Annotated in this window: 19 protein-coding genes; 6 read left to right on the top strand and 13 right to left on the bottom strand. The window is 38.2% G+C overall.

Translation table 11 applies throughout. The features are described from left to right. Positions 1-16 precede the first annotated feature (16 nt). Genes dltA through dltD form a run of 4 tightly spaced genes read left to right on the top strand, consistent with a single transcriptional unit; the run spans position 17 to position 4100 of the window. Positions 17-1492 (top strand): D-alanine--poly(phosphoribitol) ligase subunit DltA, encoded by a 1476-nt coding sequence (gene dltA, locus VK91_RS03685; RefSeq protein ID WP_048390892.1) that lies wholly within the window; start codon positions 17-19, stop codon positions 1490-1492. Then, positions 1489-2652 carry a D-alanyl-lipoteichoic acid biosynthesis protein DltB gene (dltB, locus tag VK91_RS03680; protein ID WP_048390891.1) on the top strand — a complete coding sequence of 388 codons (1164 nt, stop codon included), beginning with the start codon at positions 1489-1491 and terminating at the stop codon, positions 2650-2652. Before dltA ends, dltB begins: the two co-directional genes overlap by 4 nt. Positions 2653-2694: 42 nt before the next feature. After that, on the top strand, positions 2695-2928 hold the full coding sequence (dltC, locus tag VK91_RS03675) for a D-alanine--poly(phosphoribitol) ligase subunit 2 (protein ID WP_016994756.1): 234 nt from the start codon (positions 2695-2697) through the stop codon (positions 2926-2928). Then, on the top strand, positions 2925-4100 hold the full coding sequence (gene dltD / locus VK91_RS03670; protein WP_048390889.1) for a D-alanyl-lipoteichoic acid biosynthesis protein DltD: 1176 nt from the start codon (positions 2925-2927) through the stop codon (positions 4098-4100). The genes dltC and dltD overlap by 4 nt, the downstream gene beginning before the upstream one ends. A 418-nt stretch (positions 4101-4518) precedes the next feature. Here the strand turns inward: dltD and VK91_RS03660 are convergent, their stop codons facing one another. The 10 genes from VK91_RS03660 to VK91_RS03620 all read right to left on the bottom strand — a co-directional run bounded on the left by VK91_RS03660 (position 4519) and on the right by VK91_RS03620 (position 14653). Further along, positions 4519-5049 carry a DUF6241 domain-containing protein gene (locus tag VK91_RS03660; RefSeq protein WP_048390887.1) on the bottom strand — a complete coding sequence of 177 codons (531 nt, stop codon included), beginning with the start codon at positions 5047-5049 and terminating at the stop codon, positions 4519-4521. Positions 5050-5359: 310 nt separating this feature from the next. After that, positions 5360-6652: a phosphopyruvate hydratase gene (eno, locus tag VK91_RS03655; protein WP_048390885.1), complete on the bottom strand. Its 1293-nt coding sequence runs from the start codon at positions 6650-6652 to the stop codon at positions 5360-5362. A 2-nt stretch (positions 6653-6654) separates the two neighbouring features. Then, positions 6655-8196, bottom strand: a complete 1542-nt coding sequence (gene gpmI, locus VK91_RS03650) for a 2,3-bisphosphoglycerate-independent phosphoglycerate mutase (RefSeq protein ID WP_048390884.1) — start codon at positions 8194-8196, stop codon at positions 6655-6657. Continuing rightward, the gene (gene tpiA, locus VK91_RS03645; RefSeq protein WP_048390882.1) at positions 8189-8950 is read right to left on the bottom strand and encodes a triose-phosphate isomerase; all 762 of its coding nucleotides are present in this window, start codon (positions 8948-8950) and stop codon (positions 8189-8191) included. Before tpiA ends, gpmI begins: the two co-directional genes overlap by 8 nt. Before the next feature lie 19 nt (positions 8951-8969). Next, positions 8970-10154 (bottom strand): phosphoglycerate kinase, encoded by a 1185-nt coding sequence (gene pgk, locus VK91_RS03640; protein WP_026023505.1) that lies wholly within the window; start codon positions 10152-10154, stop codon positions 8970-8972. A gap of 540 nt (positions 10155-10694) precedes the next feature. After that, entirely contained in the window at positions 10695-11711 is a 1017-nt protein-coding gene (gene gap / locus VK91_RS03635; protein ID WP_048390880.1) for a type I glyceraldehyde-3-phosphate dehydrogenase, read from the bottom strand. A gap of 126 nt (positions 11712-11837) precedes the next feature. Then, positions 11838-12890, bottom strand: a complete 1053-nt coding sequence (locus VK91_RS03630) for a sugar-binding transcriptional regulator (RefSeq protein ID WP_048390878.1) — start codon at positions 12888-12890, stop codon at positions 11838-11840. Positions 12891-13065: 175 nt separating this feature from the next. Next, complete coding sequence (locus VK91_RS23170; protein ID WP_004228055.1) at positions 13066-13188, bottom strand: hypothetical protein; 123 nt, start codon at positions 13186-13188, stop codon at positions 13066-13068. A gap of 261 nt (positions 13189-13449) precedes the next feature. After that, positions 13450-13683 (bottom strand): glutaredoxin family protein, encoded by a 234-nt coding sequence (locus tag VK91_RS03625; RefSeq protein WP_048390876.1) that lies wholly within the window; start codon positions 13681-13683, stop codon positions 13450-13452. Positions 13684-13735: 52 nt separating this feature from the next. Next, positions 13736-14653, bottom strand: a complete 918-nt coding sequence (locus VK91_RS03620; RefSeq protein WP_048390874.1) for a DMT family transporter — start codon at positions 14651-14653, stop codon at positions 13736-13738. A gap of 122 nt (positions 14654-14775) precedes the next feature. On the opposite strand from VK91_RS03620, the gene VK91_RS03615 reads away from it, so the two are divergent. Then, positions 14776-16146 (top strand): PLP-dependent aminotransferase family protein, encoded by a 1371-nt coding sequence (locus tag VK91_RS03615; protein WP_048390872.1) that lies wholly within the window; start codon positions 14776-14778, stop codon positions 16144-16146. 54 nt (positions 16147-16200) lie between these two features. Here VK91_RS03615 and VK91_RS03610 read toward each other — a convergent pair whose 3' ends face one another. The 3 genes from VK91_RS03610 to VK91_RS03600 form a co-directional block, all read right to left on the bottom strand. Then, positions 16201-18474 carry a S9 family peptidase gene (locus VK91_RS03610; RefSeq protein ID WP_048390870.1) on the bottom strand — a complete coding sequence of 758 codons (2274 nt, stop codon included), beginning with the start codon at positions 18472-18474 and terminating at the stop codon, positions 16201-16203. A 145-nt stretch (positions 18475-18619) separates the two neighbouring features. Then, positions 18620-19366 carry a YgcG family protein gene (locus VK91_RS03605; RefSeq protein ID WP_048390868.1) on the bottom strand — a complete coding sequence of 249 codons (747 nt, stop codon included), beginning with the start codon at positions 19364-19366 and terminating at the stop codon, positions 18620-18622. Then, positions 19366-19947: a LemA family protein gene (locus VK91_RS03600; RefSeq protein WP_048390866.1), complete on the bottom strand. Its 582-nt coding sequence runs from the start codon at positions 19945-19947 to the stop codon at positions 19366-19368. The genes VK91_RS03605 and VK91_RS03600 overlap by 1 nt, the downstream gene beginning before the upstream one ends. Before the next feature lie 133 nt (positions 19948-20080). On the opposite strand from VK91_RS03600, the gene VK91_RS03595 reads away from it, so the two are divergent. Beyond that, positions 20081-20695, top strand: coding sequence for a spore coat protein (locus tag VK91_RS03595; protein WP_004228038.1), 615 nt, complete (start codon positions 20081-20083; stop codon positions 20693-20695). Positions 20696-20698: the final 3 nt, after the last annotated feature.

Here is a 20698-nt window from a genome sequence, read left to right as displayed (position 1 = left end):
TAAAGGAGATTAAAATATGTTAAGTATTTTGGCAGCTATTGAACGTGTGGCCCTCCAGCAGCCACAAAAAACTGCTTATCAAACACACAATGCCTCCTTAACTTATAGTGAGCTTTGGCACTTATCAGATCGTCTTGCCGATTATTTAATGAAGCTTAAGTTGCGGAGACAACAGCCTATTGTCATTTATGGACATATGTCCCCCCTACAAATTGTTGCGTTTATCGGAGCTGTAAAGGCTGGCCATCCATATGTGCCTGTTGATTCGTCAACACCATCAGAAAGATTACAGCTCATTACAGAAGCTTCTGGGGCAGGTTTAGTATTGACAACAGAGCTATTACAGATGCCGTTGAACCTGCCAGTTATGGCAGTGCATGATATTCTGGATGCCTCCTCAAAGGACGTGATCCTATCATCCGCAACATGGGTTCGAGATGAGGATATCCATTATATTATTTACACTTCTGGTTCAACAGGTCAACCAAAAGGGGTACAAATTACAGCTAGTAATCTAACACACTTTGTTAGGTGGATGCAGGAGCACTTCCCTTTACAGCAAGACGGCGTATTTTTAAATCAAGCACCTTATTCCTTTGATTTATCTGTTATGGATCTCTACCCAGCTCTTGTTGGTGGACACACGCTTTATGCGATTACACAGCAAGAAATTGCTAATCCAAAAGCATTGTTTGATTCATTAGCGATGTCAAATACTCGTGTATGGACTTCTACACCTTCCTTTGCCAAGATGTGTTTGATGAACAAAGAATGGGATCAAAAACTCATGCCTGCATTAGATACTTTTTTATTTTGCGGAGAGGTTTTACCGATAGCAGTATGTAACGAGTTAATGCTTCGTTTTCCACAGGCAACAATTTATAATTTATATGGTCCTACAGAAACAACCGTGGCTGTATCCTATGTAAAGGTGACGAAAGAGCTAGTAGCACGCTTCGAACAATTACCGATTGCCCCTATAACGGAGCCAAACGTTTCTGTAGCAGAAGATGGAGAAATTATTATTTCAGGGCCAACCGTTAGCGCAGGGTATTTGGGAGCGCCTGAATTAACAGCGAAGGCTTTCCCGATCGTGGATGGCGATCGCATCTATCAAACTGGTGATATAGGCTATGAGCAGGATGGTTATTTGTTCTTTTCAGGTCGTAAGGATTTCCAAGTGAAATTACATGGCTATCGTTTAGAGATTGAAGAGATTGAAAAACAAATCAATAACCTGCCACCTGTTTCAAGTTGTGTTGTTGTACCTGTTTATAAAGAGAAGGAAATCATTTCTCTTAGTGCCCATATTGTTTTACATGAGCCATTAACAGGAGCAGCCTTCAAAACGACAAAGCAATTGAAGGCACTTTTATCGGCGTACTTACCTGCCTATATGATACCGAAAACGTTTAAATATATGGACGCTTTACCACTAAATCCAAATGGTAAGATAGATCGTAAAGGATTGGCGGTTATGGAGACAGTATGACGCCTTATGGAAATATAGCATTTTTTGTGATCATCGGACTTTTATTACTACCTACTATCCTCCTAGGGTTACGAGGCAAATCTTCGAAACGTTATAATCTTTTTGTTTCGGTCATTGTCTTAGCATTAATCTTCGGACATTCAATGAATGGGACCATCTCGCTCGTATTATTTACTGTCTTTCAGGTAGTACTTATTGTGGCTTATCAGCGTTACCGACTTCAGCAAAATAGCGGAACCATTTTTATAATAGCAGTGCTTTTATCAATATTACCCCTGATTCTTGTGAAGGTTTTGCCGATTCTCGGGTTACATCATGTATTTGGCTTCCTAGGTGTATCCTACATTACGTTTAAAGCGGTGCAAATGATTTTAGAAACTCGTGATGGCTTGATGAAAGAGAAAATTTCTGTAGGAGAGCTAGTCTATTTCTTATTATTCTTTCCTACCGTATCATCGGGACCTATTGATCGTTGGCGTCGTTTTACAAAGGATTTTCATACCGTACCTTCCTCGGAGGATTACCAAAAGCTGCTATTGAGTGGCATTAACTATATTTTTGTCGGCTTTTTATATAAGTTTATTTTGGCTTATTTAATTTACAACTACACGCTTATTTATTTACCTAACCATACGTATAACTATTTGACACCCTTTCAGGGACAGCTAGCGTATATGTATATGTATAGCTTTTACTTATTCTTTGATTTCGCTGGCTACAGTGCATTTGCTGTTGGTGTGAGCCGGATAATGGGTATCCAAACACCGATTAACTTTAATCGCCCTTTCGCCAGCCGCAATATTAAAGATTTTTGGAATCGTTGGCATATGAGCCTTTCCTTCTGGTTTAGGGATTATGTCTATATGCGCTTTGTCCTTTGGATGACAAAGAAAAAATGGCTAAAAAATAAATTTGCTATTTCGTATATAGGCTTCTTTTTACTATTCTTTTTAATGGGTATTTGGCATGGTCTGGAATGGCACTTTGTGGTCTATGGACTCTATCATGCCCTATTGATTATCAGCTTTGATAAATTTGAACGCTGGAATAAAAAGCATAAGCGTTGGCCAAAAAATAAATGGACGCATGCTATTGGTGTAATCATTACGTTTCATGCTGTATGCTTCGGCTTTTATATTTTTTCTGGCACATTATTTTAAACAAAGGGCTGTAAGAGCCTGTTCACTAAAGGAGAATTATTAATGGATCAACAACAAGTTTTAGAAATGCTAGTCGAGTTATGTGAAGATGAAATTATTGTAGAAAACCCAGATATTGATTTATTTGAAGAAGGTTTACTAGATTCGTTTGGGACAATTAATTTATTAGTTGAAATTGAAAATCGTTTTAATATTTCTGTCCCTATTACTGATTTCAATCGTGAAGAATGGAATACGCCTAATCGAATTGCAGGGAAATTAGCTGAAAGACAATGATCAAAAAAGGCTTTCTTTCTTTATTTATTGCATTTGCTCTTTTTACTGGCTTTGTCTTTTTTCCTAATGCTTGGATTAAAGCATGGATATCCAATGAGGATGTGGAGCAAGCCAAAACGAACATGTCTCCACTTGTATTTCAGGGCACATATTTACAGGAGCGAATGTTGCAGGAGCCTAGTTCCATGCCACTTTATGGCTCCTCGGAATTAAACCGTTTTGATCCGTTCCATCCATACAATTATACGCGAGCAACTGATGCTCCGTATTCGACATTTATGATTGGGCGTGGAGGCATGCAGTCCATTACCCACTTCTTGAATTTCGCAGCACAAGAAAAGAATTTAAAGGATAAAAAAGTGGTCTTTATCATCTCCCCGCAGTGGTTTACAGAGAAGGGCATGGGTGAATTTCACTTTTCACCGAATTATTCCATGTTACATGCTTATGATTTAGCCTTTAATCAGGAGATGGATGCCAACCTTCGTAAAAGAGCTATGGAGCGCCTACTTGAATTTGATACTGTCAAACGAGATCGCCTCTTAAAGACCATGTACCAATATCAAATGTCTAACGGCAAGGAAAAACCAATTACTGGACGTATGGCCATGGTCGCGGGGCGTTTCCACAAGGAGTTACTAGAAAAGAAGGATTTATATTATTCCCTTTTCCCACGTAAAGGTCATGCATTAAAAAGTAATGACAAGCTCATTGCCAATCAAAGCTTTGAGCAACAATTGCAGCATGCAGAGGCATATGGGGAGAAGCGTGTATCCAACGACTATATGATTGAAGATCGCGCCTATCAGCGACTTGTAAATGCTAAATTTTCAAAGTTTAAAGATATACGAAAAAAAGAGGATTATACAAACTCTCCTGAATATGAGGATTTCCAACTAGTTATCGATGTTTTAAAGGATGCAGGTGCCAAACCACTATTCGTCTCCATTCCAGTTAATGGCTATTGGTATGATTATAATGGCTATCCTGAGGAACGTCGTCAAAAGTATTACGATAAAATGGAGCAAGTATTAAAGGATGCAAATGTTGCCTATGTTGATTTTTCAGATCATGAATATGATCCTTACTTTATTATGGATACGATTCATATTGCCTGGAAGGGCTGGGTCTATCTCGATCAAGAACTAGATCAGCATTGGTCACAGCCATAACAATAGTCAGGACAGTCTAATATTAGTAGACTGTCTTTTCTTATTATCGTAAGAGACCTTTTATGTAAAGCGCCATTTGCTCACTTATATATCATTTAGGTTTTTCAATAGCTTCACTAAATTGTTGAACCTGCTCTGCCTGATCATTAGAGGCTGCTCCAATTTGCTCCATGCTTCCCATAAGTGCTTGAATATTACTCGTGATCGTTTTAAGGGAGGTTTCAATTTGTTCTGTTGCTGTAGCTGTCTCACTAGAAAGCTTCCTTACCTCTTGCGCTACGATGTTGAAACCTGCACCTTATTGGCCTGCTCGTGCCGCTTCACGTTAATCTTTTTTATATGTTAAAATGCCTCAAAGTTTGAATTAACTTTGAGGCATTTTTTGAAATTCGCCTATTTATCTTTCACAAAATGGTATTCAATATAAGTCATATTCTAAATTGTGTTGAATATAAGCTTGCTCTTCAGATGGAGTTAATAGACGAATTGCTTTCCCTGAAGCTTCTTCATCGCCACCTTGCATTTCCCATATGGAATTGTGGTCGTCAACTGCATTTGAAAAATCACCCTTCGACCATCTTTCCAATATTGAAATGTAAAGCTCTTTATATTTATAATTGCTTTCTTTGGCTATAGCTAACAATCGGTCAACCTTTTCTTGTGTTATTTGCTCGTGACCCCATTTTATTTCAGCTTCAACCTTCTGATGAGACATGCTATGAATGGTTTCGTTCATTTTGTGTTCTATTAAGTCATCTGGATATAATTCATTTTCTTTTTTTAGAACAGTTCCATCCTTAGAAGTTACTTCAACATATCCAGCGATTGTTTTTTCTTCCTCGGGAGTAGATTTATTCATATGCTCAGTGAATTTGATGTAACCAAATGCTCCACCGAAAATAATTAATATTACAATGATACTAATAACCGATTTGGTTTTTCTCTTCATGTTATTACCCCTCAGTAATTTTTTATCATTATGTAAATATGGTTGGTATTAGTTAATTAGGTTAAATAATAACAGAATGTTGTAATAGGTTTCAATGAATAGATACTTAATGTCCACCGCTTTCGGTTGTTCTAATTGAATAAGCTTACTCTGTAATTAGATAAGTAACTAAAAAACCCCCAATCTACAAGTGTTTATCACACTTATAAATCAGAGGTTGAAGCAATACATAAGCCTAAATGTACAACATGGTTCAAATATAAAAGCTGTGTATTACTAAATTCAAAGTATTTTCTCTTCAATCAAATACTTATTTTAAGTTATAGAATGAATTTAAACCAAGATACTCTGCTGTTGAACCAAGTTGATCTTCGATGCGAAGAAGTTGGTTGTATTTAGCTACACGGTCTGTACGTGATGGAGCACCTGTTTTAATTTGACCAGCATTTGTTGCAACAGCGATATCAGCAATTGTCGCATCTTCTGATTCACCAGAACGGTGAGAAATAACCGCTGTGTAGCCTGCACGTTTCGCCATTTCGATCGCTTCAAATGTTTCAGTTAACGTACCGATTTGGTTTACTTTGATAAGGATGGCATTTCCTACGCCTTGCTCAATACCTGCTGATAATTTTTTCGTATTTGTTACAAATAGGTCATCACCTACTAATTGTACGCGATTGCCGATACGGTCTGTTAATAGCTTGTGTCCAGCCCAGTCGTTTTCGTCTAAGCCATCTTCAATTGAAATGATTGGGTATTTATTTGTTAACTCTTCGTACCAATCTACCATTTCCTCAGAAGTTTTGACAACACCTTCACCATCTAAGTGGTATTTGCCATCTTCTTTATTGAATAGTTCAGAGGATGCTACGTCCATTGCAAGTTTCACTTCGTCACCTGGTTTGTAGCCTGCTTTTTCAATCGCTTCTAAGATCACTGTAATTGCTTCTTCGTTAGAGCCTAGGTTTGGTGCGAAACCACCTTCATCACCTACTGCTGTGTTGTAGCCTTTTGCTTTTAGAACAGCTTTTAGGCTATGGAAAATCTCCGCGCCAATACGTAATGCATGACGGAATGATTCTGCACCAACAGGCATAACCATGAATTCCTGAATGTCTACATTGTTATCTGCGTGAGCACCACCGTTTAGGATGTTCATCATTGGTACTGGTAATTGCTTAGAATTGAACCCACCAAGATATTGATAAAGAGGTACATCTAAATAATCTGCCGCAGCATGTGCAACTGCCATGGATACACCTAGAATTGCGTTGGCACCAAGCTTGCCTTTGTTTTCTGTGCCATCTAGCTCGATTAAAGCTTTGTCGATGACTACTTGATCAAGAACAGAATAGTTACCTTCTAATTCTTCCGCAATAATTGTGTTTACATTTTCAACTGCTTTTAATACACCTTTGCCTAGGTAACGAGATTTGTCACCATCGCGTAATTCTACCGCTTCGTATTCACCTGTTGATGCACCTGATGGTACGATTGCGCGGCCAAATGCGCCAGATTCTGTAAATACTTCAACCTCTACTGTTGGGTTCCCACGTGAGTCTAAAACTTCGCGCGCATAAACTTGTGTAATAAATGGCATAATTAATTCTCCTCTTTTTCAATTAATGATTGTCCTGTCATTTCAGTAGGCTGTGACACCTCTAATAATTCTAACATGGTTGGCGCTAAATCGGCTAAAATACCACCATTTCTTAACATTATATTTGGTTTTGTCACAATTACTGGAACAGGATTTGTTGTATGAGCTGTCATTGGCTCACCTGCTAAAGTTAACACTTCATCAGAGTTGCCATGGTCAGCTGTAATAATAGCTGCGCCACCTTTTGCAAGGAGTGCGTCTACTACTTTCCCTAAGCATTCATCTACTGCTTCAATGGCTTTAATTGTTGGCTCCAGCATTCCACTATGACCAACCATATCAGGGTTGGCAAAGTTAAGAATAATGCCATCAAATTTTTCAGCCGCAATTTCTGCAAGTAAGGCTTCTGTCACCTCATAGGCAGACATTTCAGGTTTTAAATCGTATGTCGCCACCTTTGGAGAAGCAATTAAAATACGTTCCTCACCAGGGAATTTTTCCTCACGTCCACCACTCATAAAGAATGTAACATGTGGATATTTTTCAGTTTCCGCAATCCGCAACTGTGTTTTCCCATTCGTCGCTAATACTTCACCAATTGTATTTTTCAAGTTGTCATTTTCATAAGCAACCTGAGCGTTGACTTCATCACTATAGTGTGTGAAGGACACAAATTTTAAATTCTTTGGATGATTTGCAGATATAGCAAAGCCATCGAATGCTCCATTTGTAAAAACTGTTGACAGCTGAATGGCACGATCGGGACGGAAGTTAAAGAAAATCACTGCATCATGATCGCCAATTGTTGCTACTGGCTCACCATGCTCTTGAATGCTAAATGGGATGACAAATTCATCAGTTACCTCACGCTCATAGGATGCTGCTACACCACTTTTAGCACTTTCTGCTGTTTGACCGACGCCATCCACCAGTACATTGTAAGTCAGTGCCACACGATCCCAACGTTTATCGCGATCCATTGCATAGTAACGTCCATGAATAGAAGCAAATTGCCCTATGCCTATTTCAGCCATTTGCTTTTCCGTTTCTTCGATATAGTCTAATGCTGTTGTTGGACCAACATCACGACCATCTAAGAAGCCATGTATATAAACTTCCTCTAATCCTTGCTGTTTAGCTAGCTTTAATAGTGCAAACATATGCTCATAATGACTATGAACACCACCGTCTGATAATAAGCCCATAACATGTAGCTTTGACTGATGAGCTTTCACATGTGCTACTGCATCTAAAAAGGCTTGATTCGTGAAGAAATCTCCATCACGAATAGATTTATTTAAGCGTGTTAAGCTTTGATAGACGATACGTCCTGCACCGATATTTAAGTGCCCCACCTCAGAATTCCCCATCTGTCCTTCAGGTAATCCAACGGCTTCTCCCGCTGCTGTTAATGCCGCATGAGGAAATTGATGCCAATATCGATCAAAATTTGGCTTATTGGCCTGTGCTACTGCATTCCCGAATGTTTCATCTCGAAATGCAAAGCCATCTAAAATAATTAATGCTACTGGCTTTTTAGGCATTTGCTGCCGCCTCCAATAATGTTAAATAAGATTCTGGTTGTAAGCTTGCTCCACCAACTAAAGCACCATCAATATGTTCTTTGGATAAAAGCTCCTGAATGTTATCAGGCTTAACACTGCCACCATATTGAATGCGCACGGCATTCGCAGTTTCAGCATTATATAGCTCTTCTACTACTGCTCGAATCGCTCCGCATACTTGATTTGCATCGTCTGCCGTAGCCGTTTTACCAGTACCAATCGCCCAAATCGGTTCATACGCAATGACCATGTGCTCTACTTGCTGTGCTTCAAACCCAGCAAGTGCTGCTTTAATTTGGCCAGCCACTTTTTGCTCTGTTGTGCCTGCTTCACGTTCTTCTAGTGTTTCGCCACAGCAAATAATAGGTACGATAGTATGTGCAAGTGCTGCTGCTACCTTCTTATTAATCGCTTCATCTGTTTCATTGTAGTATTCGCGACGTTCAGAGTGTCCTAAAATGACATAGTCAACATCCACACTTGCTAGCTGTGCTGGACTAATTTCACCCGTAAAAGCACCTTCATTTTCATAGTGCATAGTTTGTGCACCAATTGCCAGCTCTGACTCACTAGCAACTTGCACAAGTGTAGGTAGGTAAAGAGCTGGTGCGCAAATAACAGCATCTACTTTGTCATTGGAAGGAAGTTTTTCTTGTACAGCATCTACAAACTGAATAGCCTCTTCAAATGTTTTAAACATTTTCCAGTTACCTGCAATAATTGGTTTACGCATCATTTTGCCTCCGATTAGCTTATTTATCGTTTAGTGCTACAATCCCTGGAAGCTCTTTGCCTTCCATTAATTCTAAGGAAGCACCACCACCTGTAGAAATATGATCCATCTTATCTGCTACTTCAAATTTTTCAACTGCTGCAGCTGAATCACCGCCACCGATTACTGTGTAGCCAGCTGTTGTTGCCATTGCATCAGCAACTGTTTTTGTGCCGTTTGCAAATTTGTCCATTTCAAAGACACCCATTGGTCCATTCCAAATGATTAATTTAGAGTTTTTGATAACTTCTGCATAGTTTGCAGCCGTTTTAGGTCCAATATCTAGACCCATCCAATCAGCTGGAATAGCATCTACATCAACGATTTGTGTTTCAGCATCCTGTGAAAATTCATTTGCCACAACAGCATCGACTGGCATATGTAATTGCACACCTTTTGCTTTTGCCTTCTCAATAAAGGACTTTGCTAGCTCAATTTTATCTTCCTCTAGCAATGATTTACCGATATCGTGGCCTTGTGCCTTAATAAATGTAAAGGATAAACCACCACCGATAATTAAGTGATCTACTTTTTCTAATAGGCTTTCTATAACACCAATTTTATCTTTTACTTTGGCACCACCAATAATGGCTGTAAACGGATGCTCAGGGTTAGACAATGCCTTACCTAGTACATCTAATTCCTTTTGCATTAAGAATCCAGATACAGCTGGAATATGCTTAGCAATTCCTTCTGTAGAAGCATGAGCTCGGTGGGCTGCACCAAAAGCATCATTAACATAAATATCTGCTAGCTGAGCAAATTGCTGTGCTAATGTTGGGTCATTTTTCTCTTCACCAGCATGGAAGCGTACATTTTCAAGCAGTAGAATATCTCCATCTTGCATGTTTGCAACGGCTTCTTCCACCGCTTGCCCAATGGATTCATCAAGCTTCGTAACAGGCTTGCCCATTAATTCCGCTAAGCGAATGCCAACAGCTGTTAAACGCATATCCTCTTTTACTTCACCTTTTGGACGACCTAAGTGAGAAGCTAGAATAACTTTAGCACCCTGCTCTACTAAATACTCAATTGTAGGAATAGCTGCACGAATACGCGTCTCATCTGTAATAGCACCGTCTGCCATTGGCACATTAAAATCTACACGTACAAAAACGCGTTGACCCTTAACATCAATATCTTTCATTGTTTTCTTATTTAACATGAAGAAACTCCCTTCAAAGTTTGTTTTAGTCTTACACTTTTGTGTTTTACCCATCTTGGCTCTACACCATGCTTACTAAATTGAATAGTCATTTTGGTACTTTTTCAGGTCACTATCTCGTGTAAGTATGATTCTCCAACTTTTGATAATAAACCCTAATACTTGTTTTTATAGTAGCAAAAGTTAACTGTTATGTCTTGCAATCAACATGTATCAATTACGCCTCAGCGTAATTGCGTCCAGATTTTTTTTGAACTTGCTCGAAACATTTCTCTTCAAAATCTGTGACGTTAGCTGACCTTTTAGCTTGATTCAGTCGGTGATTGAACACCAATGAATCAAGAGAGTCATTTGTGTAATCATCTCATTACCTATAGAGGTGGGGTTTTCTGCTGAATCTAGAAAAAAGGAGTAAGGGTTATCCCTTACTCCCAATACCCTTGTATATTATATCTATTCGATATTATAAAGGCTATACTTTTTGTGCATAAAAAGCAGTAATATGTCACACTTTTTACTCAAAATGTCGAAATATGATACTTATTTATGGTTTAAGCCTTGTTCAGCAATGTATAAAGCTAGGTCCATTAAGCGAGTAGAGTAACCAATTTCGTTATCATACCAAGCTAAAACTTTCACCATTTTGTTTTCTAACACCATTGTTGAAAGGCCATCTACCGTAGAAGAATAATGGTTACCGTTATAATCAATTGATACTAATGGTAGCTCATTGTAATCTAAAATGCCTTTTAATTCATTTTCAGAAGCTTCTTTTAATGCTGCATTAATTGTTTCTTTCGATACATCTGCTTTTAGCTCTACAACTAAGTCAACACATGATACGTTAGGTGTTGGCACACGCATAGAGAAACCATCTAGCTTACCTTTTAATTGTGGTAATACTTTTGATACAGCTATCGCTGCACCTGTTGTTGTTGGAATCATAGACACCGCTCCAGCGCGTGCACGACGAGGGTCAGAGTGTGGGAAGTCTAGAATTCGTTGATCATTTGTATAAGAGTGAATTGTTGTCATCATACCACGTTCAATGCCAAATTTCTCATCAAGCACTTTAGCTACTGGTGCTAGACAGTTAGTTGTACAAGAAGCATTGGAGATCACATCATCAGTTACTGGGTTATAATCCTCATGGTTTACACCCATAACAAATGTAGGCATTGCGCCTTTTGCTGGTGCCGATAGAATCGCTTTTTTCGCCCCTGCTTCAATATGCTTGCCTACTTCTTCCATTGAACGGAATCGACCAGTACATTCAAGCACTACATCTACGCCTAATTCGCCCCATGGTAATTGGGCAGGATCTTTTTCAGCATATACTTTTACACGTTGACCATTTACTACGAAAGAATCTTCATCTGCATTGACTTCAGCATCATAGATACCGTGTACTGAATCATATTTCAATAAGTGCGCAAGCTGACCAGCATCTGTTAAGTCGTTTACGGCTACTACTTCAAATTCATCATGCTTCATTGCCTCACGAAATACTAAACGTCCAATACGTCCAAATCCATTAATCGCTAATTTTAATGCCATTGTTAATTCCTCCAATAATGTGTGATGTCTGTCTCTATGAATAGAGACATCAAAATTTACTTTATGCTCATTCAAAAAATGCTTTAGCACTTTTTGAGATCGAGTGACATGTTTACAACTTTGCCATCATTCAAGATGCTTATTTTCTATAGAAGATATTTTAGCAGCAATTGCTTTGGCCGCTGCTTCATCTGTTACAAATATGGTTTGCTTAGGTGCTACTTTGAAATAAGAAAGCATTGCATTGACCTTCTGTTTTCCTGCTGCAACTGCAATGACCTGCTCACTGTTTTGTACCTGCTCAAGCTGGATACCAATTGTCCGTATACGATGTACTATTTCTCCATCGGCATTGAAATAATAACCGAAAGCCTCACTCACAGCGCCTTTTTCCTCAAGAATTCGCAAATCCTCAGGAGATGAGTTACGACGAATCGCCATTTCCTCTGCAGAGCCAATCCCATGAATGACGCAATCTGCTTGATCATAGAAGGCCATCATTTCTGTTACCATCGGCTCTGTTAGCATCGCTTGATAAGCTTGCTCACTTAAATGCTCTGGTAAAAATAAAGTACGATATTGTGTTTCCATTTGCATGGCAAATGTTGCAACAAGTGTATTGGCCTGCATTTGCATTTCATGTCCAATCCCCCCGCGTGCAGCTACAAAAGTGATATCCTTTTGTCCGTCTAAAGGATGTAAAAACTGTGCAAGTGAGGCAACAGATTTTCCACCAGTGACAGCTACAACTTGCTCATCAAAAGCAGCCGACATAAATTGCAATGCTGCTTCTTTGCCTAGCATGCTTAGGATTGTATGATCCTCATTGTAATCACCAGGAACTACGACTACACGTTGAATGCCAAAGTGGCTTTCAAGCACTTTTGCAAGCTGGGTTAAACCAGACCATTCATAAACGATAGCTCTTAATTTTTCAATGACTATATCACCATCATCTGTACATACCATACCCGACTTTTGCGCATCTAATAACCCTTGTTCACGTAAAATATCAGTTTCTTTGCGTATTTCTCTTTCTGTCATTTTCAGTGAATCAGCTAGTGTACGTCGACCGATTGGTTGCATAAGTTGAACGGCTTGCAATATTCGATATCTTGCTTGCAGAAGCGGATACATTTCAGGAAGTAGCCTTTGCTGTGCCTCTGGAACAGTTAACATATCTATCTACTCCCCTAATTAATAGTGGTGGGTTTGTTTTTAACCCACTTAATTATTTTGTGTCCCACTTATGCTTTTATTATAATATGCATTGTTTTAAAGTGCAAGTAGTTGTATTGTTCTGGATAAAAAAAAGCCTCATAGCTCTAAAAACAGCTACAAGACTTTGTTGAACTTATTTAGTGAAAGATAAAATCGCATTCTTTTTAAAACCTTCTAAAGCTTTTGTTGCTTCAGTTTTATTTGTAAATTCAAAAATACGAACGTCCTTTTTCTCAAATACTGTAATAACCCACATTGTAAAATCTCCCTTCACATCATTCATTTTTGTAATATAACAACCACTAAAATTTGTGATACATTTGCTAAACTGTTTTATAACAACTTCTTACTTGATACCTATTCTACTCCGATTTTTAGGAAAAGAAAGTCTAATGTGAAGGTCTTCACAAACTGTTCAAATTCAAACCGCTTTCATTGAACAATTTGTGAATTGTGAGAATGACAGCTAATAATAAAGTCATTTATACCGTTAATAATTCTTTATACTTTCAGTAGATTAACTGCCTAATCGCTCCATTAACGTGGCATAATCTAAATGACCATACTGAATGACGACACCCTCTTTTTCAACTACCGGAATCATTAGCATATATTTTTCATGTATACGATCATCCTGCTCTATATCAATTATTTCAATATCAAATAGAACATCTTCCTGAACAAGCTTTAATGTCTGTAATCCTTCTACACATAAAGGACAATTCGCCCGACTAAAAAATTGAATCTTCATAGATAGCACCTCCTCCTTTATTATAAACGATGTGGCAATGTAGAAATGGCTACTATTCTTTGATGATGTTTATTTGAGCTGTCTTAGCATCCTTCTTTGTAATGGTTGTATTTTTGCCAACAATGACGGAAATCACGACAATCATTGCCACGACGATCGTAAACCAAGAGATGGATTCATTTAAAAATAGCGTAGCAAAAAGAATCATTAAAAATGGCTGTAAATATTGGATCTGACTAACTCTTGCAATACCTCCTAAAGCCATTCCCCCATACCAAGCAACATATGCTAAAAACTGACTGACAACAGCTAAATATAACAGGCTAACCCACGCTGTAAGAGGGGCATGTAGCATTTCCAAGGAAAATTGGGAAATGACAGGGACAATAAAAAAGGGAGCCGCCATCAAAATAGCCCAAGCAATCACCTGCCAGCTCCCTAATTCCTTCGCTAACTGTCCTCCTTCTGCATAGCTAAGACCTAATATTACAACTGCTGCTAATAATGCTAGATCTGCCATATGTAATTGGCCTAAGCCTAAAAAGCTAGCATAAATAATAACGGCTATAGCCCCAATAACACTCGATAACCAAAACTTAAATGAGGGACATTCACCTGCTCTGAATAAAGCAAAGCCCGCAGTCGCTAAAGGTAAAAGTGCTAATTCTACCGCTCCGTGAGAAACTGGTAACCTTATCATTGCCCAAGATGTAAGTAAAGGAAACCCTAATACAGCGCCAAAGGATACTATTATCAAGCTTTTAAATTGTCTAGCAGTCGGTAGTCTTTCTTTTCTTACAAGTAAAACAATGGCTACGATGAACGCCGCAATGACAGCTCTCCCCAATCCTACAATTGTCGCTCCAAAATATGGTACAGCTGTACTTGTTGCGGGTAACGTTAGACTAAAGCAAATTACGCCCACAAATCCTAACAGCAAACCTATTTTTTCTTTTCTTTTATCCTGCATGTTCTCATCCTTTCATTTTCCTCTCCATCTGTCCCTGATATAATCCATAGTAAGTGGCGCTACCTCAAAAATAAACAGAATTTTCTACCAACTGTCCTGGTACAGATAAAGGAGGAAGGATGATGATTGCAAAATATTTAGAAGTTGTAGAGGACATTAAAGAGCAGCTTGCTAATGGTGTGCTCCTTGCAGGCAGTAAACTACCTTCCGTTCGACAACTGTCTGAGCAATTTTCCTGCAGTAAAAATACAGTGATAAGAGCGTATAATGAATTAGAAAAGGAGCATCTTATTTTTTCCAAACCCAAAAGTGGCTATTATGTTGTGAATAACATAGAGCAACCAACTACAAACCAACAAGTTATTGATTTTTTATCAGCTGGTCCAGACAAAAGCATTATGCCCTATATTGAATTTCAGCATTGCATCAATCAAGCTATTGACACATTTAAAGAAGAATTATTTGGTTATAGTGATCATCAAGGGCTTTACTCACTACGTGTACAATTGGCTAAGTATCTGCAGAACTTACAGATCTTTACTAAACCTGATCGATTATTTGTTGTCTCGGGCTCACAGCAAGCATTACATTTACTAGCGGCGATGCCTTTTCCGAATGGTAAAAATAATATATTAATAGAACAGCCTACCTATTTTGGTTTTATAGAATCTGTCCATCTGCAACAAGCTACGACTTTTGGGATTGATTTAACAATGGAGGGCATCGATTTAGATCGTCTTGACTATATTTTTCGCAATAATGACATTAAGTTTTTTTATACTGTGCCGAGATTCCATAATCCTCTTGGTCATAGCTATACAAATGACGAAAAAAGAAAGATTGTGGAATTAGCAGAAAAATATGATGTTTATATTGTGGAGGATGATTTTTTAGGAGATTTAGATCCTAATAAAAAAGCGGATCCGTTTTTTTCTTTTAATCCCACTGGCAGGGTTATTTATATTAAAAGCTTTTCAAAGGTATTTCTTCCGGGTTTAAGAGTAGCCACAGTCGTCCTTCCCGCTATAATGACAAATCATTTTTTACGTTATAAATTTAGTGCTGATTTCAATAGCTCTGTGCTCTCGCAGGGTGCCTTAGACATTTATTTAAAAAGCGGTATGTTTAATAGTCATATTAAAAAGATTAAAGAGCTTTATGTAAGAAAAATGAGCGTTTTACAGGAGGCTTGCGAATCATTACTTCCCACCTCTACTAACTATACGAAACCAGTATCAGGCTTTTATCTTTCCATTATTCTTCCTGATAATGTAAGTGCTAGGCAGGTGGTTCATTTATTAAAGGAAAAAAATATATTGATGGATGACGCTGCTAGAATGTATCTACCAGAATTTAAAAAGGATAATCTTATTCGTTTAAGTATTTCTCAGGTAGATAAACCATTAATTTATACTGGTATTGAGGAACTAGCACTGTGCATTTCATCATTTGAACGTAAAATGCGCTATCCAAATCCCATTCACCTATTGTAATAAAAAAAGGCATTGATTGTGAGCAAGCTACACATCAATGCCTTTCGTTTTAAATTATTTTAAATGACTATCGAAGAATTTTACCATGGCATTATAGAATTCAATTCTATTTTCTTCATTTGCAAAGCCATGTCCTTCATTATCTTTTAGCATGTACTCTACATCCACACCTCTAGCGCGTAAGGCTTCCACAATTTGATCGGATTCTGCTTTGTTCACACGTGGGTCATTTGCTCCTTGTGCGACAAATAATGGTGTTTTGATTTTATCTGCATGGAAAACTGGTGAAACAGCAGTTAACAATTCTTTGTCTTTCTCTGGATGACCTACGCGCTCATAAAACATGTTACGCATAGTTTCCCAGTAAGGAGGGATGGTATTTAATAATGTAAATATGTTAGATACTCCTACATAATCAACTGCAGCAGCATATAAATCAGGTGTATACGTAATACCCGCTAATGTTGCATAACCACCAAATGATGCCCCATAAATACCGATGCGATCAGGGTCTGCAATGCCTTGGTCAATTGCCCATTGGACACCATCAGTGATGTCATCTTGAATCTTCAGACCCCATTGCTTATTACCAGCCTGAAGGAATTCTTTACCATATCCAGTTGACGAACGGAAATTCACCTGTAGCACTGCATAGCCACGATTAGCTAATAATTGTACTTCTGGGTTGAAGCCCCACATATCACGTGCCCAAGGCCCACCATGAGGATTGACAATAAGAGGGAGATCTTTTGCTTCTTTATTTTTCGGTAAAGTTAAATAGCCATTAATCGTTAAACCATCTCGGCTCTTATATGAAATTGGATGCATTTCTGCCAGTTCATTCGGATTTAACCAAGGGCTTAAAGTGGCCAACTCGGTTAACTCATCTGTCGTAGAATCGTAATAATAATATTTTCCATAGACAGTATCACTTGAAACACTCACAATAAATTTGGTCATTTCTTTATTGTAATCATTGATACCAAGCTCACTTTCATGCACATTCAGCTTGCTTTGGATTTTACGGAAAAGCTTTTCAAAGTTCTCGTCAAAGAATTGGTAATGTGGTTTATCTGTTATATACGCACCATATAGCAATTTATCGTGTTCGGCACTATATAAGACACCAGAAACATCTACTTGATCATTAGACATAATTACTTCTTCATTACCTTTTAAGTCGTATTTCACAACTTCTACTTTGTCTCTACCTTTGTTAGATGTAGCGTAAATGTATTGATTGTCTTTTGAGAAAGCTAGTGGCATTACTTCATCTCCAGCTTCCATTTCAATAAATGGCTTGAATTCATCCTTTTCAGAATCTCGATAAAGAATCGTTCCTTCCACACCATCTGAGGCTACAGCAATTCGTACATTTCCATTGCGATCTGCTAGCCAGCTCGTAATATTACCCGGATTTTTTGCAACGTGAGTTGTTTCCCCAGTCTTTACATTCAACTTGTAGACATCAAAAACTGTTGCATCTTCCTTATTCATCATGATAAGAATTTCATCTTTAACACCCTGTAGACCACTTAATATCCCAACTGTGACATTTGGATATGGCGTTAGATCTTTTTCCTCAGAGCCATTAAATGTTGTAGAATAAATATGGAAGTTTTCATCTCCACCTTTATCCTTTACGTAGAGTAAATTATTATCCTTCCAGTAAAATCCTGCAACGTCCCGATCCTTTGAATTGGAAACACGAACAGGCTCACTATCATCATTCATCTTTTTCACGAAAACATTGGATCTATTCTCCCAAGCAGAGGAAAAAGTAATGTAATTGCCATCTGGCGAAAGTTCATAACCGAAATTACCAGGATTTTTCATAAAGTCTTCAACTGAAATTTCCTTTACACCTTCATGATTAGAACCATTTTTTATTTGTTTCGCATTGTTTAAAATTTTTACTGCATCTTGTTTTGAAATTGCTTCTGTATTTAATGATAAACCATTAAATAAGCCAATCTTATTGGCCTTCTCTAAATAGTCAGCAAGTGAAGTCTCTTTTTCTTCTTTATTTAACGCTCTAACTAAAATACGAGCCGCTTCATCACGTTTAATTGTCAAACTTAAATCTGTGAATTCTCCAGCCTTGACCCATTTATCAATAATTTGTTGACGCATTGAATCTGAACCGTGCTGGAATGTTAAAGTTGTTACAGCTAAATTCAAAAATTCCTGCGCTGACACACGTTCTTCTTGTGCTGTTACTGTGCTATTAGTTTCATTTGCAGCACGGACTTCTTGCATTGTTGCAGGAATAACTACAGAGGTTGTTAAAATAATTGCTAACGATGCAGATAAAAATCTTTTTTTCAAAATGATTCCTCCCTATATCAGTTTACGCTATATCGTTTGTCGATATATTTAAATTATAACAATTCTAGCATTATTGTCAATAATTGAGAGGTTTTAATTAAGCCAAAATGAAAGCGAACTATATAGAATAGTTCGCCATACTCTATTAAAATTTCCTGCTTGCTCCTCCACCAGCAGAAGATCCGCCACCAAATCCGCCAAAGCCCCCTCTACTCGAACCTCCACCAAAACTTCCTGGATAACCGCCATAGCCTCCAGAGCGAGGACCTCCGCCGCCTTTCGAAAAGAATGAATAGATAATAATAACAACGATAATGATTAGGATAATTAACCAAGTGGGTATGTCATCCTCTTCTTTTGTTTGCGCTGGCAAATCACCGTTCCAATTATACTCTTGGGCAACAGCGCGGAAAACTTCAGAATAGGTTGCTTGAAAAGCTTGGTCTAGATTACCAGCACTTGCTGAGGGATAAAATGCATTATCTAAAATGCGTCCTAATTTACCATCTGGTAATGCTCCTTCTAATCCCTGACCCACGGCAATTACAACGTCGTTATTTCCTTCCCCTTGACCTAAGGTAGCTAAAATCAGGACACCGTTATTTTTTTCCTTGTCACCAATGCCCCATGACCGAATCAATTTTGTCGCATACATTTTCGGCTCTTGTCCATGAAGACTATCAACTGTGACTACCATGATTTCAGCACCCGTGCCTTGATCCAACTGCTCAGAATATTGATTTATCTCTTCTTTGACATTCGCAGAAATTACATTGGCAAAGTCATGTATATACGTATTTTTCATCGGTGATGGCATTGTTGCTTCTGCTAGATTCGAGAAAAAAAGAAGCATCGAACAAACGATGATTATCTGTACAATGCAGCGTTTCATTAATGTGTACCCGATTGACTAAAATCGATAGATGGTGCTTTGTCAGCTCCTGCTGTGGCTTTAAAGTATTCTTTTTGTTCAAAGCCAAACATCCCTGCCATTAAATTCCCCGGGAAACGTTTAACATGTTTATTGAATTGCTGCACCTCATTATTGTAATCCTCACGTGCTACTGCCAGACGATTTTCCGTACCTGCTAGCTCATCCATTAACTGGCGGAAGTTTGCATCTGCCTTTAAGTTTGGGTAATTTTCTACAACTACTAGTAAACGACTAAGAGCGCCAGTTAAAGCATCATTGGCAACAGCTTGCTCCTCTGGTGAGCTTGCACTTCCCATTTGTGCACGTGCCTCCGTAATATTCGCTATCACCTCTTGCTCATGATTCGCATAGCCTTTCACAGATTCCACTAGATTGGGAATCAAATCATAGCGACGTTGGAGCTGATTTTCAACTTGTGCCCATTTAGAATCAACATTTTCCTCGGCTGTCACCAGACTATTGTATTTAGGTATAAATAATAAGGCGATTACAACAAGAATGATGACAATTATTCCAATTGGTCCAAGTAACTTTTTCAATTTTAAGCCTCCTTGACTTGCTTTTCCTTCTATCTTTAGTCTACATTTTTACCTTTACATTTATACCGTATGAAATTGAATTGACACGACATACTAAATACTGCAACAAAAAATTATTGAGGAGGCGTTTTTTTTGTCACAATCGTTTTACAATGAATCATCAAACCAAACAAATTTAAATCAACAACATAGCCTAAATCATGGTGGACATGAAATGATGGACATGCATGAAACAATTGGCGAAATTATTGCAGGTATGAACCAAGCGATTATTTTGCGTCCCCATGTAAAAGATCCTGAATTACTCAACATTTTGGATCGCCAATATAATTTCACTCTTGGTATGTACAATACGATCGTAGAGTCGTTTAAAACAGGACACGATCCATCTGTTCCAACAGGACGCTACCAAATGGAAACAGGAAATGATTTCAAATATGGCCTAAATCCTGGTCAACCAAAAAAGCCGATGCAAAACGCTAATGAAATTAATGATGAAGCTATTTCTGGATTTTTACTTGGAGCTCAAAAAGGAGCAGCGAAATGTATGACAACTGCTGCGTTGGAGACAACAAACCCTGTAGTTCGTCGCGTTGTTGCGGATAGTATTCCTAACTGTATTGAAATGGGATACGAATTATCCATTTATCAAAATAAACACGGCTATTATCAGGTGCCTCAGTATTCCCAACAGGATATGCAAACGATGCTGAATGCATTCGACACAACATCTAATCCCCTTCATTAAATA

The sequence above is a fragment of the Lysinibacillus sp. LK3 genome (assembly GCF_001043675.1).
In the GTDB taxonomy this organism is placed as follows: Bacteria; Bacillota; Bacilli; order Bacillales_A; family Planococcaceae; genus Lysinibacillus; species Lysinibacillus capsici.
This window is presented reverse-complemented; position numbering and strand designations above follow the sequence as displayed.